This is a genomic window from Streptomyces sp. NPDC014006, assembly GCF_043088925.1.
Classification (GTDB): Bacteria; Actinomycetota; Actinomycetes; order Streptomycetales; family Streptomycetaceae; genus Streptomyces.
Genome location: NZ_JBICAJ010000032.1, coordinates 1 through 23,983 on the forward strand (window position 1 = coordinate 1; position 23,983 = coordinate 23,983).

Below are 23,983 nucleotides of genomic sequence, written 5' to 3' on the forward strand. Positions count from 1 at the left end.
ACCGGCGCCACCTTCCAGACCGCCACGCAGATGAACGCCGACGCCTGGGCCCGACGCGAGATCGTCAACGTCGCCGACATCAACGGCGACAACACACCCGACCTGCTGTGGCGCAACCTCGACAACGGCAACATGTACGACCGCCAGGGCAAGCCCGGCACCGTCGCCGGCAGCGTCGACCTGGAATCGCTGAAGCTGGCCGCCAACAGCCTGACCGGCAAGGACGAGGCGTACGGCACCAACTGGACCGACGTCAACGTGCCCACCGCCATCGGCATCCCGGACGTCAACAACGACGGCATCCCCGACATCTGGGCCCGCCTCGCCTCCGACGGCTACACCCGCATTTACCACCCGTCCCGGACCAACACCAACGCACCCGTGCGCGTGGTCCTGTCCGTGAACTGGAACACGGTGAAGGCCTTCGGCTGACGCAGGTCACGCATCACCCGGCCCCGGCACCCCGTCACGGGGTGGCCGGGGCCCGGTCTTTTCCGCTCACCCCGCCGCGAGGCCGGTCACCGGCTCCTCCGCGAGCCCCGCCGCCAGCCGCCGCAGTCCCTCCCCGATCTCCTCGGGCGTCTGCGTCACGAAGCACAGCCGCAGGGTGCGCGGGTCCGGTTCGGCCGCGAAGAAGGGCGCGCCGGGCACGTACGCCACGTCGTGCCGCACGACCCGCGGCAGCAGGACCGTCGTATCGTACGACTCCGGCAGCCGCACCCACAGGAACATCCCGCCCTCGGGCCGGGTCCAGGTCGACCCGGCCGGCAGCGCGTCCGGCAGCCCGGCGAGCATCGCGTCCCGGCGCTCCCCGTAGACCGCCCGCACCTGCGCCACATGGGCGTCGAGGACGTCGAGATAGCGGGCCGCGGCGAGCTGGTTGACGGTCGGGGTGTGCAGGTCGGCGGCCTGCTTGGCGACCGTGCAGGCACGGCGCAGCTCCTGCGGTGCGCGCAGCCAGCCCAGTCGCAGCCCGGGCGCCATCACCTTGGAGAAGGAGCCGAGCAGCACCGTCCGGTCCCGGGCGTCGGCGTGCGCGGCGATCCACGGCACGGGCTCACCGTCGTAGCGCAGCTCCCCGTACGGGTCGTCCTCGACGATCCACAGGCCGCACCGCGCGGCGACGGCGGCGAGCGCGGCGCGGCGGGCGGCGGGCATGGTGCGGCCGGTGGGGTTCTGGAAGGTGGGCACGGTGTAGAGCAGCTTCGGCCGCTCCCGGCGCACCAGTTCCTCCAGAGCCAGCGGATCGGGGCCGTGTTCGTCACCGGGTACGGCGATGACGCGGGCGCCGGCCAGGCCGAAGACCTGGAGGGCGGCCAGGTAGCAGGGGTTCTCCACCAGCACGGTGTCCCCCGGGTCGACCAGGGCGGTGGCCAGCAGGGACAGCGCCTGCTGCGAGCCGGTGGTGACCAGCAGGTCGTCGGCGTCCGTCGGCAGACCGCGCCCGGTGATCCGCGCGGCCAGCGCCTCGCGGAGCGCCGGTTCGCCCTCGGTCGTGGCGTACTGCAGGGCCCGCGCCGGGCCGTCCTGCAGCACCGCGCGGAAGGCGGCCGCGATGCCGTCGCGGTCGAACAGTTCCGGGGCCGGCAGCCCGCCCGCGAAGTTGATCATCTCGGGCCGCGCGGTGACGGCGAGGATGTCGCGTACCGGCGAGCCGCCGATCGCCGACGTCCGCAGGGAGAGCGGGGGAACGGGCGCGGTGGGTGCGGGGGCGTCGACGGTCATGACACGGCTCCTTCGGGCTGCGGTTGCCTCACGTGGTCGCAGCGTAGAGAGATGCGTGCCGTTTACACGGGCCTTTTCGCCATGCGGACGTTCAGCCCTCCGTGACCTGCTCCCAGCCCCCGCCGCCCAGCGGGTAGGCGTAGTACGACTGCTGCGACCCGCTCGTGCGGAACGGCTTGCCGTGATCGTCGACCCGCACCGTGCCGTGCCGGGTGCCGCTGGACCACTCCAGCTCCAGGTACCAGCTCACGTCGTGCCCGCTGGTGTGCGCGTTGACGTAGAAGACCTCGGGGTCGGACTCGCTCACTTTGTAGGGGAAGTTCCGCTGCCCGCCGACCGGCATCGCGAGCGGGTTGGCCAAGTCCAGCGACACATCGAAGGACTTGGTGTCGACGCCTCCGCCGCAGCCGTTCCCCATCGCGTACTTGTTCCAGGTCAGCGGAGTATCACTGCGCACCACGCGCACATGCAACGCCCGCAGCACGACGGTGCGCGCACCGGTGCCCTGCACGGTCAGTGTGACCATCTGGTGGTCGGCGGCCACCGCACCGAGACCCACGGCCCACCCCTCCGCGTCCTGCTGCGGTGGTGGCTTCGGCACGTTGCCCGGGCTGCGGTCCACCAGGAAGTCCTGCTCGCAGGGCACGTCCCAGTAGTACGGCGTGGTGTTGACCGTGAGGGCCGCCGGGCCGTCGTCCGCGGTCGCCCCGCCGGGCGCGGTGGCGGTGGCGCTACGGCTCGGGGACGGTGGGCCCGTGGCCGTGCCCCGGTCCGCGGACGGGCTCGGTGAAGGGGAGGCCGACGCGCTGCGGCTCGGCGTGGCGGAACGGGCGGATGGGGTGGGCGACTTGGCGGCGGGCACGGTCGCACCGGCCGCCCGCTCCTGCGGCGCCCGCTGCCCGTCCGGCCGCCCGGGCACCAGGCTCACCGTGACGGCCACGGCGGCGGCGACCGCCGCGACACCGGCCCCGGCGAGCACGGCGGCGCGCCGGCGACGCGCGGGCGCGGGCGGCGGCGCGGGAGGGGAGACGTCTGCGGCGGCGGAGGCGGTCACGACGGCAGGCGGCTCGGTGAACCGGGCGGCCTCCTCGCCGGGCTCCTCCTCGGTCCCGTCCCCGGGCCCCACGCCGGGCTCCGCCTCCGGCTGCGCGCCCTTCACTCCCCGCAGCGCGTCCGCGCGGATCCAGCGGCGATGCAGCTCCAGCAGTTCCTCGGGGGTGGCCCGGCAGACCCGGGCCAGGCGTTCCACGGGGGCGTAGTCCACCGGTACGACGTCCCCGTTGACGTACCGGTGCAGCGTGGACGTGCTCATGTGCAGCCGCTTGGCGAGCGCCCCGTAACTGAGTCCCGACCGCTCCTTCAACTCCCGCAGCAGCTCCGCGAAGTCGCCCCCCGCCACCGTTTCTCCCCTCCCGCGTCCCGGAACGGCGTTCCAGACGGACGATGTTCCCGCAGGTCAGAGCCGTTCTGTCATCCCATTGTTCCGTATCCCCCGTGGCCGCTGGCGGCTGGGACGAGGGCCACCGCAAGCTGTCGATCATCCAAGCACGCCACCGGCAAGCACACCCGGCGGCGCGCTCTCGGCGCAACCCAACGCCCTTTTCACGACCGGGAGTCACCCATGTCCGTCCGTATCACCCGCACTCGCCTCTTCGCCGCCACCACGGTCGCGCTGGCCGCTCTGACCCTGACCGCGTGCGAGGGCGGAACGTCGGACACCGGCGCCGGCCGCCCCGCTTCCTCCGCGCCGTCCACCCCGGACGCGACGCCCTCCACCGCTGCCGGCGGCGGCTCCACGGACCCGGCGGCCACGACCGGCTCCGGCGGGTCGAAGGGCGGCTCCGGCGGTGCGACGGGCTCGGGCGGCACGCACGGCGGCGGCTCGAAGGGGAGCGGCGGTGCGAAGGACTCCGGCAACTCGAAGGGCACCGGCGGCTCGAAGGGCACCGGATCCGCCCAGGGCTCCGACCGCCCCGGCAAGTGCTCCGCCGCCACCGTCCGGATCACCGCCACCGAGGTGCCCCGCCCGATCAACCACCTGCTGCTGACCGCCACCAACAAGGGCGGCAGCACGTGCCTGCTGCCCCCGTACCCGCCGGCCCGTTTCGGCGAGGCGCAGTCCGTGCCGCCGGTGGCGGAGGAGACGAAGCCGCAGTCGCTGACCGGTCTGGCCCCGGGCGAGTCCGGCTACGCGGGCGTCCGGCTGTCCGCCGGCGACGGCAGCGCCGAGCACGGCCACACCGTGCACACCCTGACGGTTCCCTTCGAGGACGGCTCTATCGCCACCGTGTCGCTGCCCGCCAAGGGCGTGTACGTCGACGACAGCCTCACCGTGACGTACTGGCAGGCTGCCCTGGACACGGCCCTCGACTGGTGACCCCGCGTCCCGTCCCACGTCCCACCGGGATGGCGTTCCCGCAGCTCAGCGCCGATTCCACCGTTCCTGCGTCCCACATCCGCGAGCGGCTGTGGCGCGCGGGACGGGCCAGCGGTGAGGCTGACGTCATGCCCGTACGACACCGGACTCGCACCCTGCCCGCACGCCCGCGCCGGCTGGTCGCCGCCGTGGCCCTCGCGGTCCTCGCGGCCGGCGCCCTGGCGGGCTGCCGCGACGGCGAGGGCCTGCGCGACGAGGGCCCGTCGTCCCACGCGCTGGGGGTGCCGCCCGATGCGCTGCGGGTGCCGTCCCGCGCGCCGGAGGTGCCGTCCCGCACGTCAGCGGTTCCGGCCCCCGCACCGGGGGTGGCGTGCCACGCGCCGGCAGGGCCGTCCCACGCGCCCGGGGCGCCTCAGCGCAGCTTCTGCGCGACCTCGGTGGCCCAGTAGGTGAGGATGTTGCGCGCACCCGCCCGCTTGATCCCGGTGAGCGTCTCGAAGATCGCCCGGTCCCGCTCGATCCAGCCCTTCTCGGCGGCGGCCTCGATCATCGCGTACTCGCCGGAGATCTGGTACGCGGCGACCGGCACGTCCACGGCGTCCGCGACCCGGGCCAGGATGTCCAGGTACGGCCCGGCCGGCTTGACCATGACCATGTCGGCGCCCTCCTCGAGGTCGAGGGCGACTTCGCGCAGGGACTCGCGCCAGTTGGCGGGGTCCTGCTGGTAGGTCTTGCGGTCGCCCTGCAGCGAGGAGGCGACGGCCTCGCGGAAGGGGCCGTAGAAGGCGGAGGAGTACTTGGCGGTGTAGGCGAGGATCGCGACGTCCTCGCGGCCGATCTGGTCGAGCGCGTCGCGGACGACGCCGATCTGCCCGTCCATCATTCCGCTCGGGCCGACGACATGGGCGCCGGCGTCGGCCTGCACCTGGGCCATCTCGGCGTACCGCTCGAGGGTGGCGTCGTTGTCGACGCGCCCCTGCTCGTCGAGGACGCCGCAGTGTCCGTGGTCGGTGAACTCGTCGAGACACAGGTCGGACATGACGAGCAGGTCGTCGCCGACCTCGCCCCGCACGTCGCGCAGGGCGACCTGGAGAATGCCGTCCGGGTCGGTGCCCGCGCTGCCGAGGCCGTCCTTCTTGTCGTCCTCCGGCACGCCGAAGAGCATGATCCCGGAGACCCCGGCCTCGACGGCCTCCGCGGCGGCCTTCTTCAGGCTGTCCCGGGTGTGCTGCACGACCCCCGGCATCGACCCGACCGCCACCGGCTCACTCACACCCTCGCGCACGAACGCGGGCAGAATCAGATCGGCGGGATGCAGCCGGGTCTCGGCGACCATCCGCCGCATCACGGGCGTACTGCGAAGCCGCCGGGGCCGCGAACCGGGAAAAGATCCGTACTTCGACATACCACCTACGCTACGCCCGCCCGGCCGATGCCTTTGCCGACGCCCAGTCGGCCGGCGGGAGCCCCTCCACTCCCTCAGCCGGCGCCTGACGCGCAGGGGTTCGGTCATCCTCCTCGGGGGGCTGCCTGCCCCGTCATCGTGGCGCGGTCGACGTACGTACGCGTGACCAGGCGGCCGGACTCGGCCTGCTCACGGACCCGCCGCAGGTAGCCGTGCGCCTCCAGCTCGCGCAGGGCGGACGCGATCCGCTCCCGCCCCTCCGGGAAGCGTTCGACGAGCGTGCGGATGTCGACCGGGGTGCCGTCGGGCACCGACAGGATGTGGGTGGCGAGCCCGATGGCGGTCAGCGACAGCTCGGGGTGCTGGGTGAGGTGATCGCCGACGACGACGTACTCACCGGACGGGTCCGTGCGTACGTGGGTGACACCGGAGGGGGCGGCGGATCCCGGAAGACCCTGAACCGGGCGCAGGGCGGCGTCAGGCTTCTTCTCAGCCATGGGGAAGGTCACTTCTTCCTCGGTGGCAGGCCCTCGCACTGGGATTGCCGTCGCGGCGGGGGCCGGTGCACGGGTGGGGTCGTGAGTACGTGAGGCGCATATGACTCGATCGCCTCGGGGCGAGCCTGCACGCCCGAACGGCCGCCGCGCCAGCCGGACCGCCCCCTTTCACCCGCCCGAGTGGCGGATGCCGGGTCCGGTTTGCCGGGTGGCTGTTTCCCCGGGTTCTCCGTACCGCTCCCGCGAACGCCGCAGGGCGCCCCCGAAGGAGCGCCCTGCCGCTGACATGCCGACCTCACGTAGCCGCGCGGCGCCTGCGCGCCCCCGGCCGCCGTTCGCTCGGCCGGGTCACCGGGTCGCCGGCCTCCAGGGCCGCCAGGCGGCGCTTCATGCCGAAGTCGGCCAGGGCCTCCGCCAGCTTGTGGACGGAGGGTTCCGGGGCCATGACGTCGACGCGCAGGCCGTGTTCCTCGGCCGTCTTCGCCGTCGCCGGGCCGATGCAGGCGATCACCGTCACGTTGTGCGGCTTGCCCGCGATGCCGACCAGGTTCCGCACGGTCGACGACGAGGTGAACAGGACCGCGTCGAAACCGCCGCCCTTGATCGCCTCACGGGTCTCCGCCGGCGGCGGCGAGGCGCGGACCGTGCGGTAGGCGGTGACGTCGTCGACCTCCCAGCCCAGCTCGATCAGTCCGGCCACCAGGGTCTCCGTGGCGATGTCGGCGCGGGGCAGGAAGACACGGTCGATCGGGTCGAAGACCGGGTCGTAGGGCGGCCAGTCCTCCAGCAGGCCGGCCGCCGACTGCTCGCCGCTCGGCACCAGGTCCGGCTTCACACCGAAGGCGATCAGGGCCTTCGCCGTCTGCTCGCCCACCGCAGCCACCTTGATACCCGCAAAAGCCCGAGCATCAAGGCCGTACTCCTCGAACTTCTCCCGCACGGCCCGCACCGCGTTGACCGACGTGAAGGCGATCCACTCGTAGCGGCCCGTCACCAGACCCTTGACGGCACGTTCCATCTGCTGCGGGGTGCGCGGCGGTTCGACGGCGATCGTCGGCACCTCGTGCGGGACGGCGCCGTAGGAGCGCAGCTGGTCGGAGAGCGAGGCCGCCTGCTCCTTGGTGCGCGGCACGAGGACCTTCCAGCCGAACAGCGGCTTGGACTCGAACCACGCCAGCTGGTCGCGCTGGGCGGGGGCGCTGCGGTCTCCGACCACGGCTATCACCGGGCGGCCGCCGTCCGGGGACGGAAGGACCTTCGCCTGCTTCAGGGTCTGCGCGATCGTGCCGAGCGTCGCCGACCAGGTGCGCTGCCGCGTCGTCGTACCGCCGACGGTGACCGTCATCGGGGTGTCCGGCTTGCGGCCCGCCGAGACCAGCTCGCCCGCGGCCGCGGCCACCGAGTCGAGGGTGGTGGAGACGACCACCGTGCCGTCGGAGGCGCCCACCTCGGTCCAGCACCGGTCGGAGGCGGTACGGGCGTCCACGAACCGCACGTCCGCGCCCTCGGCGTCACGCAGCGGCACACCGGCATACGCCGGCACGCCGACCGCGGTCGCGACGCCGGGGACCACCTCGAAGGACACGCCGGCCTTGGCGCAGGCGAGCATCTCCTCGGCGGCGTAGGTGTCCAGGCCGGGGTCGCCGGACACCGCACGGACGACCCGCCTGCCGCCCCGCGCAGCCTCCATGACAAGATGTGCGGCATCCCGCAGTGCGGGAATCCCAGCGGTTGTTGACGCCCCGTCAACGATCGCCGGCTGGGGCGTGCCCGTGCCCGGATTCGGGTCCGACAAGGGACCCGTGTCCGTCGGCACGACGCTGACGCCCTGACGGGCGTGCGTGCGTACCACGTCGAGCACCTCGTGCTCGGCGACGAGGACGTCCGCGTTCGCCAGCGCCTCCACGGCGCGCAGAGTCAGTAGTCCCGGATCTCCGGGTCCGGCACCCAGGAAGGTGACGTGCCCGTGTTCAGGACCGGCGGGAAGGGTGGTGGGGCTCACTGTGCTCGCTCCCCCATCAGACCGGCCGCGCCCTGGGCGAGCATCTCGGCGGCGAGTTCACGGCCGAGCGCCGCAGCGCCCTCGTTCGTCTCGGGCACGGGACCGGTGGTGGACAGCTGCACCATGCGGGAGCCGTCGGTGGTGCCGACGACGCCGCGCAGGCGCATTTCCTTGACAATCTGCCCGTCGGCCAGCAGGTCGGCCAACGCGCCCACCGGGGCGCTGCAACCGGCCTCCAGGGCGGCGAGCAGGGAGCGCTCGGCCGTCACGGCGGCCCGCGTGAACGGGTCGTCGAGCTCGGCGAGCGCGGCGATCAGCGACGCGTTGTCCGCGGCGCATTCGATCGCCAGTGCCCCCTGGCCGGGGGCGGGCAAAACCGTGTCGACCGACAGGAAGTCGGTCACCTCGTCGCTGCGGCCGATCCGGTTCAGTCCGGCGGCGGCCAGCACGACGGCGTCCAGTTCACCGTCACGGACGTACCCGATGCGGGTGTCGACGTTCCCGCGGATCGGGACCGTCTCGATGTCCAGCCCGTGGGCCCGCGCGTACCCGTTCAGCTGCGCCATGCGGCGCGGCGAACCGGTGCCTATGCGGGCCCCGCGCGGGAGGTCCGTGAACTTCAGCGCGTCCCGCGCGACGATCACGTCGCGCGGGTCCTCGCGCACCGGGACGGCGGCCAGGACCAGCTCCTCGGGCTGTGCGGTGGGCAGGTCCTTCAGCGAATGAACCGCGAAGTCGACCTCCCCACGGACCAGCGCGTCGCGCAGCGCGGTGACGAACACACCCGTGCCGCCGATCTGCGCGAGATGCGCCCGGGAGACGTCACCGTAGGTCGTGATCTCGACCAGCTCGACGGGCCGCCCGGTCACCTCGCGCACGGCCTTCGCCACCTGCCCGGACTGGGCCATGGCGAGCTTGCTGCGCCTCGTCCCCAGTCTCAAAGCCTTCGTACTCATGCCGGCCCTCGGTTCTTGGCGTTCTTCTCGGTGCTGTCCTCGGCCCGGGAGACGGCGGCGACCGCCTCGGGGTCGAGGTCGAACAGGGTGCGCAGCGCGTCCGCGTACCCGGCGCCGCCGGGCTCGGCCGCAAGCTGCTTGACCCGCACCGTCGGCGCGTGCAGCAGCTTGTCGACCACACGCTTGACGGTCTGGGTGATCTCGGCGCGGTGCTTGTCGTCCAGGCCGGGCAGCCGGCCCTCCAGCCGCGTCATCTCGCCGGCCACCACATCGGCGGCCATGGTGCGCAGCGCGACCACGGTCGGCGTGATGTGCGCGGCCCGCTGGGCGGCGCCGAACGCGGCGACCTCGTCGGAGACGATCCGGCGCACCTGGTCGACGTCCGCCGACATGGGGGCGTCCGCGGACGCCTCGGCGAGGGACTCGAGGTCCACCAGCCGCACGCCGGACAGCCGGTGCACGGCCGCGTCGATGTCACGGGGCATCGCCAGGTCGAGCAGGAACAGCGAGGGACGCGGACGCGGGATCTCGGCGACCGGCTCGGGCCTGCGGCGCTCCGGGAGGCGGCCGATCGTCGCCGCGGTCGCGGCGAGCGCGGCGATCAGCTCGGCGTCGGCCTCGGGGCCGCTCCGGGTGTCCTCGCGGCGCTCGACGACCGTGCCCTTGTCGACCCACGCCGCGTGCTGCTCCAGCGTCGCCGCGTCCATTCCGGCCACGGCGGCCTCCCCGGCGACGGAGAAGCCGGGCTGTACCGCGGACAGGTCCAGCGGGCAGCCGTCCTCGGTCCCGGCCGAGGTGGGCGGCAGCGCGCGCTGCGGGGTCTCGGCCACGGCGACGGGGGCGCCCGTACGGTCCTCAAGCGCCGCCGTGACCGCCTCGGCGGTCAGGACGAGCCCCGTCGCCCCGGTACAGGAGACGGCGATGTCGGCACGTGTCAGCTCGGCCCGTACGGCGTCCATCCGTACCGCGCGGGCGGTCACGTCCGTGTCCTCGGCCTGGGTGAGGATCTCGGCGAGGCGCTCGGCGCGCTCCACGGTGCGGTTGGCGACGACGATCTCGGCGACGCCGGCCCGCGCGAGCGTCGCCGCGGCCAGCGACGACATCGAGCCCGCGCCGATCACCAGCGCCCTGCGGCCCCGGGCCCACTCGGTGACGTCCGTGCCCTGCGCCAACTGCTCCAGGCCGAAGGTGACCAGCGACTGGCCGGCCCGGTCGATGCCGGTCTCGGAGTGGGCGCGCTTGCCGACCCTGAGGGCCTGCTGGAACAGGTCGTTCAGCAGCTTGCCCGCGGTGTGCAGCTCCTGCGCCCGGGCGAGCGCGTCCTTGATCTGGCCGAGGATCTGGCCCTCGCCGACGACCATCGAGTCCAGGCCGCAGGCCACCGAGAACAGGTGGTGGACGGCCCGGTCCTCGTAGTGCACATACAGATAGGGAGTGAGCTCGTCCAGGCCGACCCCGCTGTGCTGGGCGAGCAGCGTGGACAGCTCGGAGACGCCGGCGTGGAACTTGTCCACGTCGGCGTACAGCTCGATGCGGTTGCAGGTGGCCAGCACGGCGGCCTCGGTGGCCGGTTCGGCGGCGACCGTGTCCTGCAGCAGCTTGTTCTGGTCGTCCGCGTTCAGGGCGGCCCGCTCCAGCACGCTGACCGGGGCGCTGCGGTGACTCAGCCCGACGACGAGGAGACTCATGCCGGCATCACGGCGGGCACGTCCCCGTCGGGTCCCTGGTCGGTGGAGCCGGCGCGGCGGGCCGCGGCGCGCGGCGCCTTCGCGGTGGCCGCGGCGGCGCCGACGTCCTTCGTCGTGGCGGGCACCGCGTCCGAGGTGGTGGTGGGCACGGCGGCCTCGGCGGCGGCCTCCTCACCGGCCTTGCGCTGCTCGTGGAACGCGAGGATCTGCAGCTCGATGGAGAGGTCGACCTTGCGCACGTCGACGCCGTCCGGGACGCTCAGCACGGTCGGCGCGAAGTTCAGGATGGAGGTCACACCGGCGGCCACGAGACGTTCGCAGACCTGCTGGGCGGCACCGGCGGGGGTCGCGATCACGCCGATGGAGACGCCGTTGTCCTGGATGATCTTCTCCAGGTCGTCGGTGTGCTGCACGGGGATGCCGGCGACGGGCTTGCCGGCCATCGCGGGGTCGGCGTCGATGAGCGCCGCGACCCGGAAGCCGCGGGAGGCGAAACCGCCGTAGTTGGCGAGGGCGGCGCCGAGGTTACCGATACCGACGATGACCACGGGCCAGTCCTGGGTCAGGCCCAGCTCGCGGGAGATCTGGTACACGAGGTACTCGACGTCGTAGCCGACGCCCCGGGTGCCGTAGGAACCCAGGTAGGAGAAGTCCTTGCGCAGCTTCGCGGAGTTGACCCCGGCGGCGGCCGCCAGCTCCTCGGATGAAACCGTGGGGACCGAGCGCTCCGACAGTGCGGTCAGCGCCCGGAGGTACAGCGGAAGCCTGGCGACGGTGGCCTCGGGAATCCCTCGGCTGCGGGTCGCCGGTCGGTGAGTTCGGCCAGTTGCCACGGTGCTCCTGCGGGTAGAGCGGGGCTGTGGGCGGTCGTACGTCCCCAGACCGCCCCGTCGACAGCAGGCTATGTCTTTGTGAACGCGTGCACAAAGATGGTGTCCGATTTGCCCGGCCAACGTGACCGGGCTCACGCGGGTTTTATGTCGCGTGCTACGTGGGGGCAAAACCGGCTCACTCCTCGTGAATCCCGCCCCCGAGACCAGACCGCATCGATCCTAAGCGACGTTCGGTACGGACTTGAACTACTCGGTCAGTGCGGAGCGCAGCCGCTGCTCGTTCACCCGCCAGAACGTGTGCTGCTCGCCGTCGACCAGGACGACGGGGATCTGCTCCCAGTAGCGGTCGTGCAGATCCCGGTCCTGCGTGATGTCCTTCTGTTCCCAGGGCACCCCGAGTTCGCCGCAGACCTTCTCGATCACCTGCTGCGCGTCGTCGCACAGATGGCAGCCGGGCTTGCGCACGAGCGTGACGAGGCGGTCCTGGGGGGCGCGCTGCGGGCGGCGGCGGAAGAGGGGGCTCATGTCGGCCATTGTCGCGCGGCGCCCCCTTTAACGGTCCGGTCGCGCAGTGTTCACAGGGTTCCAACCCTTCGGCTCCGGAACCGCCGGACCGAGTCGTTATGCTCACGCCATGGCGGCTCTCGGATGGCTCACTCCCCGTAGGCGCTCCGCCACGGCGCGGAGCGTGTTGGCAGGCGAGGCTTCGGCGGAGGCCGCGCGCAAGTCCGCACCCGAGGCTGCGCGGGAAGAGCAGGAGTCCCAGCCGGCGTTCCCCGTGCTCGGCGACGAGAAGGCCGCCGCGTTCTTCGACCTGGACAACACGGTGATGCAGGGCGCGGCGCTGTTCCACTTCGGGCGGGGCCTGTACAAGCGGAAGTTCTTCGACACCCGCGACCTGGCCCGGTTCGCGTGGCAGCAGGCGTGGTTCCGGCTGGCCGGGGTCGAGGACCCGGAGCACATGCAGGACGCGCGGGACTCGGCGTTGTCCATCGTCAAGGGCCACCGGGTCTCCGAGCTGAAGACCATCGGCGAGGAGATCTACGACGAGTACATGGCCGAGCGGATCTGGCCGGGTACGCGGGCGCTGGCGCAGGCCCACCTGGACGCCGGGCAGAAGGTGTGGCTGGTGACGGCGGCGCCGGTGGAGATCGCGCAGGTGATCGCGCGGCGGCTGGGGCTGACGGGTGCGCTGGGCACGGTGGCGGAGTCGGTGGACGGCGTCTACACGGGCAAGCTGGTGGGCGAGCCGCTGCACGGGCCGGCGAAGGCGGAGGCGGTGCGGGCGCTGACGTCGGCCGAAGGACTGGACCTGGCGCGGTGCGCGGCCTACAGCGACTCGCACAACGACATCCCGATGCTGTCGCTGGTCGGTCATCCGTACGCCATCAACCCGGACGCGAAGCTGCGCAGGCACGCGCGTGAACACGACTGGCGCCTGCGGGACTACCGCACGGGACGCAAGGCGGCGAAGGTCGGCATCCCGGCGGCGGCCGGGGTGGGCGCGGTGGCGGGAGGCACGGCGGCGGCGATCGCGCTGCATCGGCGGCGGCGGTAGTCGTCTGCCGGTCGTCGGTCGCCGGTCGTCTGCGGGGTGCGCCGGCCGCGCAGTTCCCCGCGCCCCCTGGTAGGCGCAGCCACACGCCGCCGATGCCGGGCATTCCGGTGGGCATACCCACCCCGCACGGCGGTCAGTCACGGGTTCCTCACGCGACCACAACTCGCCCCACACCCAACCGGAATGTGAACCGATTCGATCAACAACCGCTCAGCACATCGAACTTGATCAGTCGTCAAACGGCCACACAAGCGACGCAATCGATGATTTGAGCAACTCGGTGTAGCAGTGCCTGCACGAAGCGTTATTCTCCTCAGACGCAATCCGGTACCCCTCCGTCGCTACGACGGGTGAACGGTTCCGCACTGCACGTGATGGAAGCTCTGCCTCTGGGAGTCCCGTGTACCCACACGTCGGGGTTGACGCCTCGGGCCTGGCTACGCTGCGCGCAACGGTGCAAAACCTCCTGCGCGGCCTCGTCCCCGCCGCGCATGCCGTCCCCGCATTCGCCACCGCCACCCCCGTCGGCCCGTGCTACGCACTGGCCGAGGGTGGGGCCGCGGTCGGCCGAAGGGGGCGCGCGGCCGGTGCCACCACCGCCCGCCGCCCCGCCGCGGACAGCGACAGCGCCCGGATGATGGACCTCGTGGAGCGCGCCCAGGCCGGCGAGGCCGAAGCGTTCGGCCGCCTCTACGACCAGTACAGCGATACCGTCTACCGATACATCTATTACCGGGTGGGAGGTAAGGCCACTGCCGAGGACCTGACCAGCGAGACCTTTCTGCGGGCACTGCGCAGGATCGGCACCTTCACCTGGCAGGGCCGCGACTTCGGCGCATGGCTCGTCACCATCGCCCGCAACCTGGTGGCCGACCACTTCAAGTCCAGCCGCTTCCGACTGGAAGTCACCACCGGCGAGATGCTCGACGCCAACGAGGTCGAGCGCTCCCCCGAGGACTCCGTCCTCGAGTCGCTGTCCAACGCCGCCCTGCTCGACGCCGTACGACGGCTCAACCCGCAGCAGCAGGAGTGCGTGACCCTGCGCTTCCTGCAGGGCCTGTCCGTCGCCGAGACCGCGCGGGTCATGGGCAAGAACGAGGGTGCGATCAAGACCCTCCAGTATCGAGCCGTCCGCACTCTCGCCCGGCTCCTGCCCGACGACGCCCGCTGATAGCGACACGCTCAGCGACACTCAGTCACGTTCCGTTCGCGTTCATTGACTTCCCGATCCGATCATCCGCCGTCCGTAACCCAAGTGCCGCGCCGCTCGTTGTGCGGGATGCAGGCTCCCTGTGGTCACGCCCAGGCCAACGCTGATCACACGATCGTGTGAAAGTGGCCGGGGCGTGCAACCCTCAGGACCCCCTGGGGAGTCGACCGTCATGACGAGAGGAGGTGCCGCCAGTGATCGCGAACGTATCGGCGCACCGGCGGGCGAACGCCTTCGCCCAGGCCCTGGAGGAGCAGTCCGAGCAGGGCACGGCGGCCGAGCAGTCCGAAGGATCGGCACCGGCCCCAGCCGCCGAGGAACAGACCGAGAAGGGGCGCCTTGTCGCCCTCGCCTCCGGTCTCGGCGCGCTGCCCAAGCCGGAGCTCGACCCGGAGGTCAAGGTCGTCCAGCGAGCCCAGCTCGTGGCCGCGTTCGAGGCCATGTTGCAGGAGGGCGCCGCGGGGGGCGAGGCGGCGGACCCTTCCGTGCCCGAGCAGCGGAACCACCGGGCCCGGGGCGCCCACCGCGCCCCACTGGGCAAACTCCGCCCTCGCTCGCGGCTGGCCAAGGGCCTCACCGCGGGCGGGCTCAGCGTCGGCGTTGCGGCCGGCGCCTTCGGCGGAGTCGCCGCTGCCAGCTCGGACGCCCTGCCCGGTGACGGGCTCTACGGGCTCAAGCGCGGCATCGAGGACTTCAAGCTCAACTACCTGGCCGAGGGGGACACCGAACGCGGCCGTTCCTACCTGGACCAGGCGTCCACCCGGCTCAACGAGGCCAGACGCCTGCTCGAGCGCGGCCGCGGCGGCCACCTCGACCACGAGTCGCTCGGCGAGATCCGCCGCACCCTGTCCGGGATGACCCACGACGCCGCCGAAGGCCACCGCCTGCTGCACGAGGCGTATGAGCGCGACCCCGACTCCCTGGGCCCCATCCAGGCGCTGTCCGCGTTCTCCACCTCGCACCGCCAGGTGTGGGGAGCGCTGCGCGACCGGCTGCCCGTGCAGCTCGGTGACGTCAGCGAGCAGGTGTCGTCGGTGTTCGACGCCATAGACGAAGAGGTCGCCCCGCTGCAGTCCCTGCTGCCACAGCCGCCGGCCACCCGCGGCGGCGGTGACAGCAGCCGGCCGGGCGGCGACGGATCGGTGTCCACCGGGTCCTCCGGAGCCCACCGGTCCCACGGCCCCAGCAGCGGCACGAGCGGGGAACCCCACTCCCGCGACCACACCGGCACCGGCAGCCCCAGCAAGTCCGCGACCGGCATCGGCGGCATCGACGACGGCCTCCTCGGTGGCAACACCGGCGGCCTTCTCGACCCGCCGAAGGAGACCGGCAGCGCCTCGCCGTCACAGAGCAAGCCGTCCATCCCCGAGCCGGACGTGACGCTCCCGCCGCTCCTCCCGGGCCTCCTGCCCGGCCTCGGCATCGACAGCAACGACGTCAACTAGTCCCCGGACAGCGGTGGGTGCGCCTCTCTCGCGAGGGGCGCACCCACCGTCGTATGCCGGAACGTTTCAGAAGAACACCGACCTGCGCTGGACCAGCAGCTTGTACAGAGTGTGCTGGATCTGCTCGCGGACCTGGTCGGTCAGGTTGAACATCAGCATCGGGTCCTCCGCCGCCTCCGGCGGATAGCCGTCCGTGGGGATCGGCTCGCCGAACTGGATCGTCCACTTGGTGGGCAGCGGGATCGCGCCCAGCGGGCCGAGCCACGGGAAGGTCGGCGTCAGCGGGAAGTACGGGAAGCCGAGGAGACGCGCGAGGGTCTTCGCGTTGCCGATCATCGGGTAGATCTCCTCCGCCCCGACGATCGAGCACGGAATGATCGGCGCGCCCTGCCGCAGCGCCGTGGAGACGAAGCCGCCGCGGCCGAACCGCTGGAGCTTGTAGCGCTCGCTGAACGGTTTCCCGATGCCCTTGAAGCCCTCCGGCATCACCCCGACCAGCTCCCCCTGGCCCAGCAGCCGTTCGGCGTCCTCCGCGCAGGCCAGCGTGTGCCCCAGCTTGCGCGCCAGTTCGTTCACCACCGGCAGCACGAAGACCAGGTCGGCGGCCAGCAGGCGCAGGTGACGGCCGGCCGGGTGGTGGTCGTGCACCGCCACCTGCATCATCAGGCCGTCCAGCGGGAGTGTCCCGGAATGGTTCGCGACGATCAGCGCGCCGCCCTCCACCGGGATGTTCTCCAGACCCTTCACCTCGACCCGGAAGTACTTCTCGTACACCGGCCGCAGCAGCGACATCAGGACCTGGTCGGTGAGTTCCTCGTCGTAGCCGAAGTCGTCGACCTCGTAGTCCCCGGTGAGACGGCGGCGCAGGAAGGACAGGCCGGCCGCGACACGGCGCTCCAGGCCGCCGTCGGAGGGCTGCGCCTCGTCCGCGCGGGGCTCGGGGCTCACGGGGGCCTCCTCCTGCGCGGCGGGCGCATCGGGCGCTGAACGGCTCCCCCGGGCGCCGCGGGTGTCGCGGAGCTCCCGCACCGGCACCGGCTCGCCGCTCCCCCGCCGGCTGCCCGCGCCGCGGCGCCGCCCGGGGCGCTGCGCGGCGCTCCCCCGCGACCGGTCGTCGTCGAACGGAATGACCTTGGCGTCCGCCATCGTGCTGCGCTCCTCAGTTGGCGCTCTGCGTCGGGGGGTTGCCGCCGCCCGCGAGAGGCAGCGCGGCGATCCGGTCGACGGCCCCCGCAAGGGCCTCGGGGGGCAACAGGCCCGGCCCCCTGCTGCGTGCGAAGTCCGCGAACGTCTGCGCGGTCGTGTACGTCGGCTCGAAGCCCAGCGTTTCGCGCATCTGGGTGGTGTCCACGACCCGGCCGTGGGTGAGCAGCCGGATCTGCTCGGGAGAGAAGTCCGTCATGCCCAGCGTACGCACCAGGGAGCCCGCCCACGTCACGGCGGGCAGCAGCAACGGCACCGTGGGACGGCCCAGCCGCCGCGCGCACTGCGAGAGCAGGACGACGCCGTCACCGGCGATGTTGAAGGTGCCGCTGTTCAGCGTGCCGCGGCGCGGCTCGTGCGAGGCCAGGCGCAGCACCTCGATCACGTCGTCCTCGTGCGCGAACTGCAGCCGCGGGTCGTAGCCGAACACCGTCGGCAGGACCGGCAGCGAGAAGTACGAGGTGAGGGGGGTCTCGGCGGTGGGCCCGAGGATGTTGGCGAACCGCAGCACACACACGGCGACGTCGGGCCGGCGGCGGGCGAAGCCACGGACGTATCCCTCGACCTCGACGGTGTCCTTCGCGAAGCCGCCGCTGGGCAGCGACTTCGGCGGTGTCGTCTCGACGAACACGGCCGGGTCGCGCGGCGCGGAGCCGTAGACGTTGGTGGAGGACTTCACCACCAGCCGCTTGACCCTGGGGGACTTCTGGCAGGCACCGAGCAGTTGCATGGTGCCGATGACGTTGGTCTCCTTCACCGTGGCCCGGCTGCCGCCGCCGAGCGCCATGCCGGTGACGTCCATGTGGACGACCGTGTCGGCGCCGGTCTCGGCGAGCACCCGCGCGATGGTGGGCTGCCGGATGTCGGCGCGGATGAAGTCGGCGCCGCCCAGATGGTGCTCGGGCTGCACCGCGTCCACGGCGACGACCCGGTCGACCTGCGGGTCACGCTGGATCCGTCGCACGAAGCGGCCGCCCAGCTGACGGGCCGCTCCGGTCACGAGCACGACCTTTCCCAAGATCAGCGCCTTCCTTCCAGACCTCGTACCACGCCCGCGTTCCCCCTCAGCGGCCAACTTAGCGGTTCGGCGTTGCGCTGTGATGACCACCCGATGCAGGAAGTGACGAGAAACGGCCGGGCGGAGCACAGTGACGCCCGGCGCCTCGTGAGACCGCGGGGGTGTCCGGATGCGGCTGTGGCCCCCCATCGAGTGCGATGGGGGGCCACAGACACACGCTCTACGCGGCGTTGCTCGCGTCGCTCACTTCTTGTTGCGACGCTGGACGCGCGTGCGCTTCAGCAGCTTGCGGTGCTTCTTCTTGGCCATCCGCTTACGCCGCTTCTTGATAACAGAGCCCACGACTATCCTCGCTCACTTCTCATCACTCGGTGTTTGGGCGCCATGGGCCCACACGACCTACGAGGGGCTAGCCTACCCGCCCGAGCGCTGAGGTCGTAATCGAGGGGTGGGAGACCGGAGGTGCCCTGTTCCGATCGCTGGTCTCCCTCGTTGCCGTCAGGCGGTCTCCACCCCCACATAACTCTCGCGGAGGTACTCGTGAACCGCGTTCTCGGGGACGCGGAAGGACCGCCCCACCCTGATCGCGGGCAGATGACCGCTGTGCACCAGCCGGTACACGGTCATCTTCGACACTCGCATCACCGCGGCGACTTCCGCCACGGTAAGGAACTGAACCTCGCTCAGAGGCCTCTGCTCAGCAGCCATGACACACCTGAACCTTCCGCACTCGACGGCCACCGGCTTCCCCTTCCGGTGACTCTTCGTCGCTGCGTGCTCACTCCCCAGACTAGGGGCGGGTGATGCAAGTGGGGAAGAGGTGCACCCAACAGCGCCCTACTGTGACAGACACGCTCGATTGAGTACGTAGCGGGCCAGCGGGCGGTAGCAAGCGGCCCGCACCCCGTCATCAAGCGGAACGACGACGGCCACCGAGCCCTCGGCCTGCCCCACGAACAGCGCCGGATCGTCCGTGTCGGCGAGCCCGATCGCCTGGAACCCCAGCTGACCTGCCCCGCAGACCCAACCGTGATCACCGATCACGAGGTCCGGCAGCGGGCCGCCGGCCTCGGCCGCCGCGGCCAGCGCGGTCCGAACCGGGAGGGGTGAGTGCGTGTGCGCGCCGGGCGCACGACCGGGGCGTCCCGCGCCGCCTTCGCGGATCAACGCGACCCCTCGTACGTAGTCGAGGTTGTGCGTGCGTAGACCGAACTGGGTCAATATGTCGACACGACGACCCTGCGCCGGGGTGAGGACAGCACATCCCACCGCCGACAACGCGTCTGCGAGGGCGGCGTAGAAGCCGAGCAGCCGATGCGGGTGCCCGGTGCCGAACAGCACGCTCCCACGGCGGCCGGCGACCGCCGCGAGCCGCTCCGCGAAGGCGTCCAGCGCGGCCAGCGTGCGCTCCGGGTCGATCACGTCCTGCCCGGAAGTGTGATGCGGATCGGCCGAAACACCGCACCTTTCCGACATCAACTCGATCACATCCCGCGACGCCCACGGTCGCTGCGGATCAATCCCGATCAGCATCCGGGGATCCCGAGCCGCGAACAACCGGTAACTCCGCAGACTCACCTCCCGGGAGGTCGCCACGGTCCCGGCCAGCCGCGAGTCGAGAAGATGGGCCCGCAGAGCACCAACAGACACCACCCGCCCGATCCTGACGGACGAAAGCCCGAGCCGACCCAAGAACCCGAAAAAGCCCCACGCTTGGCGTAACACCCGCTACGGGGCCGAGCACTGCCTTGCCGCCGCAGCAGCGGCGCCCGCAGCACCGGTCGGCCATCCGCGCGTAGCCGCTGACAGCCACGTCGCCGTGACGGCGGCCGCAGCGCTGGTCGGCGGCCGTCCCGCGTGGCCACGGCAGCGGCAGCGCCTGGCGGCCGCCGCCACACCCGCGTACCTGCGCGCAGTCGTGCCGCTGGGGCGGCACGGGTGGGCCGGGGGTCCCCCTGCGCGAAGAGCTTGGGGAAGGCACCCCGCCGGCGCCGGCGAGCGCACCCACCCCCGGCCTGCCACAGCACCGGCACGCTGGGCGACGCCGGGCGCGCAGCCCCAAGCCGGCCACAGCACCCGGCACCGCCCTATGGCCCTACGCCAGCAGCCCCCGCAGCGGAAACACCGCCCGGCGCGTGGCCAGCACCGCCTGATCCAGCCGATCCGCGGGGTCGTACCCCGCATCCCACGCGGCGAACGACACCGGCCACCGGCCGTCCGTCATCCGCCCCGGCCCCAACTGCCGCGTCCGCGCGAACACTTCCTGCCGCCACGCCTCCGGAATCACGGACGTCGGCTCCACCGGCCGCCCCGCCGCGATGCCCACCAGATGCGTCCACGACCGCGGCACCACGTCCACCACGGCGTACCCGCCGCCCCCGAGCGCCACCCACTTGCCCCCGGCGTACTCGTGCGCCAGGTCGTGACACGCCACCTGCACCGCCCGCTGCGCGTCCAGCGACACCGCCAGATGCGCCAGCGGATCCTCGAAGTGCGTGTCGGCCCCGTGCTGCGACACCACCACCTGCGGCCGGAACTCCGCCAGCAGCTCCGGCACCACCGCGTGGAACGCCCGCAGCCACCCCGCGTCCCCGGTCCCCGCCGGCAGCGCCACGTTCACCGCGGAGCCCTCCGCCGTGTCCGCCCCGGTCTCCTCCGGCCACCCGGTCTGCGGAAACAGCGTCCGCGGATGCTCGTGCAACGAGATCGTCAGCACCCGCGGGTCCTCCCAGAACGCCGCCTGCACCCCGTCCCCGTGATGCACGTCGACGTCGATGTACGCGACCCGCTCCGCCCCCAGCTCCAGCAGCCGTGCGATCGCCAGCGCCGCGTCGTTGTAGATGCAGAACCCCGACGCCGCCGCCGGCATCGCATGGTGCAGCCCACCCGCGAAGTTCACCGCGTGCAGCGCCTCCCCGCGCCACACCGCCTCCGCCGCCCCCACCGACTGCCCCGCGATCAGCGCGGACGCCTCGTGCATCCCCGCGAACGCCGGATCGTCCAGCGTCCCCAGCCCGTACGACTGGTCGGCCGCCGCGGGATCCGCGGACGCCGTCTTCACGGCGTCGATGTAGTCCTCCCGGTGGACGAGCCGCAACGTCGACTCGCCGGCGGCCTTCGCCGCCACCACGTCCACCTCACGGTCGAGGCCGAAGGCGCCGACCAGTTTCCGGGTCAGGGCGAGGCGGACCGGATCCATCGGATGGTCCGGACCGAAGTCATAGCCCGTTACTGCCTCGTCCCACATCAGCTGTGCGCGCCCGCTCATGCCCGCCACCGTATCGGTCCGGTTGAGCCGCGAACGAGCTGGCGTACGCCAACGTCACCAGCACCAACGCCATCGGCACCAGCATGGCCCCGCGATAGCTCCACGCGTCCCCGAGCGCCCCCACGAGCGGCGAGCCGATCAGAAAGCCGACGTAGTTGAAGACATTGAGCCGCGCGATCGCCGCGTCGGACCCGCCCGGGAACAACCGTCCCGCCGCCGCGAACGTCTGCGGCACCAGCACGCACAGCCCCAGCCCCAGCAGCGTGAACCCGAGCATCCCGACCCACGCCCCGGGCGCCACCGCCACCACCGCGAACCCGGCCGCCGCCACCAGCGCCCCACCCCGCACCACGGCCACCGCCCCGAACCGCCGCACCCCGAAGTCCCCGATGGCCCGCCCCAGCAGCGTGGTCACCATGTACACGTTGTACGGCACCGTCGCCAGCTGCTCCGAACTGCCCAGCACGTCCTGCAGATACTTCGCGGACCAGTTGGAGACCGTCGAGTCCCCGATGTACGCGAACGTCATCACCAGGCACAGCGGCAGCAGCAGCCTGAAGACGACCCCGTCCGCCGTGGCGGGCTCCCCCACCTCCGGCACCGCCTTCGTCCCGCCCCCGTCGACGTACCACCGGCTCCCCAGCAGCGCGGCCGGCAGCACCACCACCACGACCGGCAGATACGACACCCACAGCGCCAGATGCCAGTGCGCGCCTACCCAGGCCAGCGACGCCCCGAGAATCCCGCCCAGGCTGTACGCGGCATGGAAGCTCAGCATGATGCTGCGCCCGTACGCCCGCTGCAGGCTCACCCCCAGCATGTTCATCGAGGCGTCCAGCGCCCCCACGGCCAGCCCGAACACCGCGAGCGCCACCGCGACCTCGACCAGCCGCTCCCCCGCCCCGACGCCCAGCAGCGCCAGCAGCACGACCGGCTGCGACCAGCGCAGCACCCGGCTCGGCCGTACCCGCTTCACCAGCTGCTCGGTGGTCACACTGGACACCCCGGCGAGGATCGGTACGGCGGCCAGGAAAGCCGGCAGCAGGGCGTCGGAGATGCCGTAGCGGTCCTGGATGGCCGGGATGCGCGTCACCAGGAGCGCGAAGGCGACGCCCTGCGCGAAGAAGCTGAACGCCAGCGAGGCCCTGCCGCGCCGCAGCACATCTGTCATGGCGGCGAGCGTAGGGCCCCGGGCTACTGCTGGGTAGATCCAGCCAAAGGTGAATTCAGCTCAGCTTTACCGCCGCCGAGGCCGACTCCACCGCCGGCCTCACGCGGCGACCGCGACCTCCGGCCGGGCGGTGGCGGCCTGCGCGCCCTCCACCTCGGCGGTCAGCATCCGCCGCATCGGCTCCACGGCCAGCCCGCCGCTGACGAGGAACCCGAGCCCGAAGGTGGCGACCGTCATCACCGTGCCGAGCCAGACCATGGTGTCCACCGGCACGGTGTAGGCGCCGATCACCCGGGCCACGCACTCCGCGAGCAGGGCCACGCCCCACACCAGCGAGAACGCCCGCTCAGCCCGCCGGAAGGCCGCCGAGCCGGCGATCAGCCGCCACCAGGCGGCCTCCCGGGCCGCGTCGCCCTTCACCACGAAGGGCTTGAACGCCGTCGTCATCATCGGCTTCCCGAGCGCCACGGAGACCAGGATCCCGATGCCGACCGTGCTGCTGACCGCGCCGTCCTTGGCGAGCATCAGCCGCGGGTCGCCCGCAACGAAGCTCAGCGCCAGGCTGACGAGGTTCACGACGAGAATGAGGCCCGCGAGGCCGTTCACCGTCCGCTCCCGCACGACGCTCCACAGCGTCCGCACGGCCGGCACCACGCTGCTCCAGGCGAGCGCCGCGAAGGTGCTCATCCCGAAGGCTTCCTTGAGGAGGTAGTACGAAGCGAGCGGCACCGCCACGTCGAGGAGGAGCGGCCGGAGGTTCTTCTTCGTCGTCGTCATGTCCCCAGCTTCGCGGCCGGGAGGGGGCGTCCAGTAGAAACGTTCGTCCGGGCCTCGGCATGACAATTGTCAGCACGGCCGCATGGCCCGGGTCATACCAGCAGGTCAGTCAACTGCCCGGGCTCGGAGAAGAGTTGGGTGGCCCCCGCCAGCTTCGCCGCAGGCGTCATCGCCGTGAACCCGAAGACGTCCATCCCGGCCGCCAGGGCCGCCCGCACCCCCAGCGGGCTGTCCTCGACGACGGCACACCGCTCCGGCGCCACCCCCATCCGCTCGGCCGCGTACAGGAAGAGATCCGGTGCCGGCTTCCCCCGCCCTACGTCCTGCGAGCTGAAGATCCGCGCGTCGTCGAACCACCGGTCCAGCCCGGTCGTCCGATGTCCCACCCGGATCCGCTCATGGCTCCCGGACGACGCGACGCAGTACGGCACCCCGCCTGCCGTCAGCTTCTCCAGGACGCCGGTCATCCCCGCCACCGGCTTCAACTCCCGCTCGAAAGCGGCGAACACGCGAGCGTGGAAGACGTCGTCGAAGTCATCGGGCAGCCGCTGCCCCGTCCGCTCGAGAACCAGGTCGTGAATCCGGTGCATCGCGGACCCCATGTAGTCCCGGATGGACTCCTCGTACGTCGTCGGATGCCCCAGCTCACTCAGATACGCGGCGAGGAGCTGGTTGGAGATCGGCTCACTGTCCACCAGGACGCCGTCGTTGTCGAAGATGACCAGTTCGTAGCGCATACGACGACTGTAAACGCCCCGGAAACGCAGAAAACCCCGCACCGTAAGGTGCGGGGTTTTCTTCAAGAATTGTTCGGCGGCGTCCTACTCTCCCACAGGGTCCCCCCTGCAGT

23 protein-coding genes and 1 pseudogene are annotated in these 23,983 nt (G+C 72.0%); 6 read left to right on the plus strand and 18 right to left on the minus strand.

The window, feature by feature from the left end; all coding sequences use genetic code 11:
* Window positions 1-432 (plus strand): annotated as a pseudogene (locus tag ACF1GV_RS41500) (hypothetical protein); the annotation flags it as partial.
* A gap of 66 nt (window positions 433-498) precedes the next feature.
* Here the strand turns inward: ACF1GV_RS41500 and ACF1GV_RS41505 are convergent.
* A complete protein-coding gene (locus ACF1GV_RS41505; RefSeq protein ID WP_391692205.1) occupies window positions 499-1,725 on the minus strand; it encodes a PLP-dependent aminotransferase family protein in 1,227 nt (408 codons plus the stop codon).
* Between the two features lie 91 nt (window positions 1,726-1,816).
* Complete coding sequence (locus ACF1GV_RS41510; protein ID WP_391692207.1) at window positions 1,817-3,124, minus strand: helix-turn-helix domain-containing protein; 1,308 nt, start codon at window positions 3,122-3,124, stop codon at window positions 1,817-1,819.
* A 222-nt stretch (window positions 3,125-3,346) separates the two neighbouring features.
* Here ACF1GV_RS41510 and ACF1GV_RS41515 point away from each other — a divergent pair, with 222 nt between their 5' ends.
* Both ACF1GV_RS41515 and ACF1GV_RS41520 read left to right on the plus strand, forming a co-directional pair.
* Window positions 3,347-4,102, plus strand: a complete 756-nt coding sequence (locus tag ACF1GV_RS41515) for a DUF4232 domain-containing protein (RefSeq protein WP_391692209.1) — start codon at window positions 3,347-3,349, stop codon at window positions 4,100-4,102.
* Between the two features lie 128 nt (window positions 4,103-4,230).
* Window positions 4,231-4,551 carry a hypothetical protein gene (locus ACF1GV_RS41520; protein ID WP_391692211.1) on the plus strand — a complete coding sequence of 107 codons (321 nt, stop codon included), beginning with the start codon at window positions 4,231-4,233 and terminating at the stop codon, window positions 4,549-4,551.
* Here ACF1GV_RS41520 and hemB read toward each other — a convergent pair.
* The 7 genes from hemB to ACF1GV_RS41555 all read right to left on the minus strand — a co-directional run bounded on the left by hemB (window position 4,515) and on the right by ACF1GV_RS41555 (window position 12,017).
* Entirely contained in the window at window positions 4,515-5,507 is a 993-nt protein-coding gene (gene hemB, locus ACF1GV_RS41525) for a porphobilinogen synthase (RefSeq protein WP_391692213.1), read from the minus strand. The genes ACF1GV_RS41520 and hemB overlap by 37 nt on opposite strands.
* A 104-nt stretch (window positions 5,508-5,611) precedes the next feature.
* Window positions 5,612-6,004, minus strand: coding sequence for a hypothetical protein (locus ACF1GV_RS41530; protein WP_391692215.1), 393 nt, complete (start codon window positions 6,002-6,004; stop codon window positions 5,612-5,614).
* 295 nt (window positions 6,005-6,299) lie between these two features.
* Window positions 6,300-8,006: a uroporphyrinogen-III synthase gene (locus ACF1GV_RS41535; protein ID WP_391692217.1), complete on the minus strand. Its 1,707-nt coding sequence runs from the start codon at window positions 8,004-8,006 to the stop codon at window positions 6,300-6,302.
* On the minus strand, window positions 8,003-8,962 hold the full coding sequence (gene hemC / locus ACF1GV_RS41540) for a hydroxymethylbilane synthase (RefSeq protein ID WP_391692219.1): 960 nt from the start codon (window positions 8,960-8,962) through the stop codon (window positions 8,003-8,005). The genes ACF1GV_RS41535 and hemC overlap by 4 nt, the downstream gene beginning before the upstream one ends.
* A complete protein-coding gene (locus ACF1GV_RS41545; protein ID WP_391692221.1) occupies window positions 8,959-10,650 on the minus strand; it encodes a glutamyl-tRNA reductase in 1,692 nt (563 codons plus the stop codon). The genes hemC and ACF1GV_RS41545 overlap by 4 nt, the downstream gene beginning before the upstream one ends.
* The gene (locus tag ACF1GV_RS41550; RefSeq protein ID WP_391692223.1) at window positions 10,647-11,483 is read right to left on the minus strand and encodes a redox-sensing transcriptional repressor Rex; all 837 of its coding nucleotides are present in this window, start codon (window positions 11,481-11,483) and stop codon (window positions 10,647-10,649) included. The genes ACF1GV_RS41545 and ACF1GV_RS41550 overlap by 4 nt, the downstream gene beginning before the upstream one ends.
* 246 nt (window positions 11,484-11,729) lie before the next feature.
* Window positions 11,730-12,017 (minus strand): glutaredoxin family protein, encoded by a 288-nt coding sequence (locus ACF1GV_RS41555; RefSeq protein ID WP_391692225.1) that lies wholly within the window; start codon window positions 12,015-12,017, stop codon window positions 11,730-11,732.
* Between the two features lie 100 nt (window positions 12,018-12,117).
* On the opposite strand from ACF1GV_RS41555, the gene ACF1GV_RS41560 reads away from it, so the two are divergent.
* The 3 genes from ACF1GV_RS41560 (at window position 12,118) to ACF1GV_RS41570 (ending at window position 15,696) form a co-directional block, all read left to right on the plus strand.
* Window positions 12,118-13,041, plus strand: a complete 924-nt coding sequence (locus tag ACF1GV_RS41560; protein ID WP_363269372.1) for an HAD-IB family hydrolase — start codon at window positions 12,118-12,120, stop codon at window positions 13,039-13,041.
* A gap of 400 nt (window positions 13,042-13,441) precedes the next feature.
* Window positions 13,442-14,212, plus strand: coding sequence for an ECF subfamily RNA polymerase sigma factor, BldN family (locus ACF1GV_RS41565; protein WP_363269373.1), 771 nt, complete (start codon window positions 13,442-13,444; stop codon window positions 14,210-14,212).
* Window positions 14,213-14,445: 233 nt separating this feature from the next.
* Window positions 14,446-15,696: a DUF5667 domain-containing protein gene (locus tag ACF1GV_RS41570; RefSeq protein ID WP_391692227.1), complete on the plus strand. Its 1,251-nt coding sequence runs from the start codon at window positions 14,446-14,448 to the stop codon at window positions 15,694-15,696.
* Window positions 15,697-15,762: 66 nt separating this feature from the next.
* Here the strand turns inward: ACF1GV_RS41570 and ACF1GV_RS41575 are convergent, their stop codons facing one another.
* The 9 genes from ACF1GV_RS41575 to ACF1GV_RS41615 form a co-directional block, all read right to left on the minus strand.
* On the minus strand, window positions 15,763-16,842 hold the full coding sequence (locus ACF1GV_RS41575) for a lysophospholipid acyltransferase family protein (RefSeq protein ID WP_391692229.1): 1,080 nt from the start codon (window positions 16,840-16,842) through the stop codon (window positions 15,763-15,765).
* 13 nt (window positions 16,843-16,855) lie between these two features.
* Window positions 16,856-17,917, minus strand: coding sequence for an NAD-dependent epimerase/dehydratase family protein (locus ACF1GV_RS41580; protein ID WP_391692231.1), 1,062 nt, complete (start codon window positions 17,915-17,917; stop codon window positions 16,856-16,858).
* 243 nt (window positions 17,918-18,160) lie between these two features.
* A complete protein-coding gene (locus ACF1GV_RS41585) occupies window positions 18,161-18,259 on the minus strand; it encodes a 30S ribosomal protein bS22 (protein WP_003948845.1) in 99 nt (32 codons plus the stop codon).
* 156 nt (window positions 18,260-18,415) lie between these two features.
* A complete protein-coding gene (locus ACF1GV_RS41590; RefSeq protein ID WP_181139929.1) occupies window positions 18,416-18,625 on the minus strand; it encodes a helix-turn-helix domain-containing protein in 210 nt (69 codons plus the stop codon).
* Window positions 18,626-18,754: 129 nt separating this feature from the next.
* Window positions 18,755-19,570 carry a phosphatase gene (locus tag ACF1GV_RS41595; protein WP_391692241.1) on the minus strand — a complete coding sequence of 272 codons (816 nt, stop codon included), beginning with the start codon at window positions 19,568-19,570 and terminating at the stop codon, window positions 18,755-18,757.
* A gap of 442 nt (window positions 19,571-20,012) precedes the next feature.
* On the minus strand, window positions 20,013-21,185 hold the full coding sequence (locus tag ACF1GV_RS41600; protein ID WP_391692233.1) for an acetoin utilization protein AcuC: 1,173 nt from the start codon (window positions 21,183-21,185) through the stop codon (window positions 20,013-20,015).
* On the minus strand, window positions 21,136-22,356 hold the full coding sequence (locus ACF1GV_RS41605; protein ID WP_391692235.1) for an MFS transporter: 1,221 nt from the start codon (window positions 22,354-22,356) through the stop codon (window positions 21,136-21,138). The genes ACF1GV_RS41600 and ACF1GV_RS41605 overlap by 50 nt, the downstream gene beginning before the upstream one ends.
* A gap of 99 nt (window positions 22,357-22,455) precedes the next feature.
* The gene (locus ACF1GV_RS41610; RefSeq protein WP_391692237.1) at window positions 22,456-23,133 is read right to left on the minus strand and encodes a VC0807 family protein; all 678 of its coding nucleotides are present in this window, start codon (window positions 23,131-23,133) and stop codon (window positions 22,456-22,458) included.
* Window positions 23,134-23,225: 92 nt separating this feature from the next.
* On the minus strand, window positions 23,226-23,870 hold the full coding sequence (locus ACF1GV_RS41615) for an HAD family hydrolase (protein WP_391692239.1): 645 nt from the start codon (window positions 23,868-23,870) through the stop codon (window positions 23,226-23,228).
* Window positions 23,871-23,983 lie beyond the last annotated feature (113 nt).

Excerpts from the sequence above, each read along its gene's own strand:
- ACF1GV_RS41515 (WP_391692209.1), top strand. The coding sequence starts at position 3,347 with ATGTCCGTCCGTATCACCCGCACTCGCCTCTTCGCCGCCACCACGGTC.
- ACF1GV_RS41590 (WP_181139929.1), bottom strand. The coding sequence starts at position 18,625 with ATGGCTGCTGAGCAGAGGCCTCTGAGCGAGGTTCAGTTCCTTACCGTG.
- ACF1GV_RS41555 (WP_391692225.1), bottom strand. The coding sequence starts at position 12,017 with ATGGCCGACATGAGCCCCCTCTTCCGCCGCCGCCCGCAGCGCGCCCCC.
- hemC (WP_391692219.1), bottom strand. The coding sequence starts at position 8,962 with ATGAGTACGAAGGCTTTGAGACTGGGGACGAGGCGCAGCAAGCTCGCC.
- ACF1GV_RS41560 (WP_363269372.1), top strand. The coding sequence starts at position 12,118 with ATGGCGGCTCTCGGATGGCTCACTCCCCGTAGGCGCTCCGCCACGGCG.
- ACF1GV_RS41615 (WP_391692239.1), bottom strand. The coding sequence starts at position 23,870 with ATGCGCTACGAACTGGTCATCTTCGACAACGACGGCGTCCTGGTGGAC.
- ACF1GV_RS41545 (WP_391692221.1), bottom strand. The coding sequence starts at position 10,650 with ATGAGTCTCCTCGTCGTCGGGCTGAGTCACCGCAGCGCCCCGGTCAGC.
- ACF1GV_RS41575 (WP_391692229.1), bottom strand. The coding sequence starts at position 16,842 with ATGGCGGACGCCAAGGTCATTCCGTTCGACGACGACCGGTCGCGGGGG.
- ACF1GV_RS41600 (WP_391692233.1), bottom strand. The coding sequence starts at position 21,185 with ATGAGCGGGCGCGCACAGCTGATGTGGGACGAGGCAGTAACGGGCTAT.
- ACF1GV_RS41530 (WP_391692215.1), bottom strand. The coding sequence starts at position 6,004 with ATGGCTGAGAAGAAGCCTGACGCCGCCCTGCGCCCGGTTCAGGGTCTT.
- ACF1GV_RS41520 (WP_391692211.1), top strand. The coding sequence starts at position 4,231 with ATGCCCGTACGACACCGGACTCGCACCCTGCCCGCACGCCCGCGCCGG.
- hemB (WP_391692213.1), bottom strand. The coding sequence starts at position 5,507 with ATGTCGAAGTACGGATCTTTTCCCGGTTCGCGGCCCCGGCGGCTTCGC.
- ACF1GV_RS41505 (WP_391692205.1), bottom strand. The coding sequence starts at position 1,725 with ATGACCGTCGACGCCCCCGCACCCACCGCGCCCGTTCCCCCGCTCTCC.
- ACF1GV_RS41605 (WP_391692235.1), bottom strand. The coding sequence starts at position 22,356 with ATGACAGATGTGCTGCGGCGCGGCAGGGCCTCGCTGGCGTTCAGCTTC.
- ACF1GV_RS41610 (WP_391692237.1), bottom strand. The coding sequence starts at position 23,133 with ATGACGACGACGAAGAAGAACCTCCGGCCGCTCCTCCTCGACGTGGCG.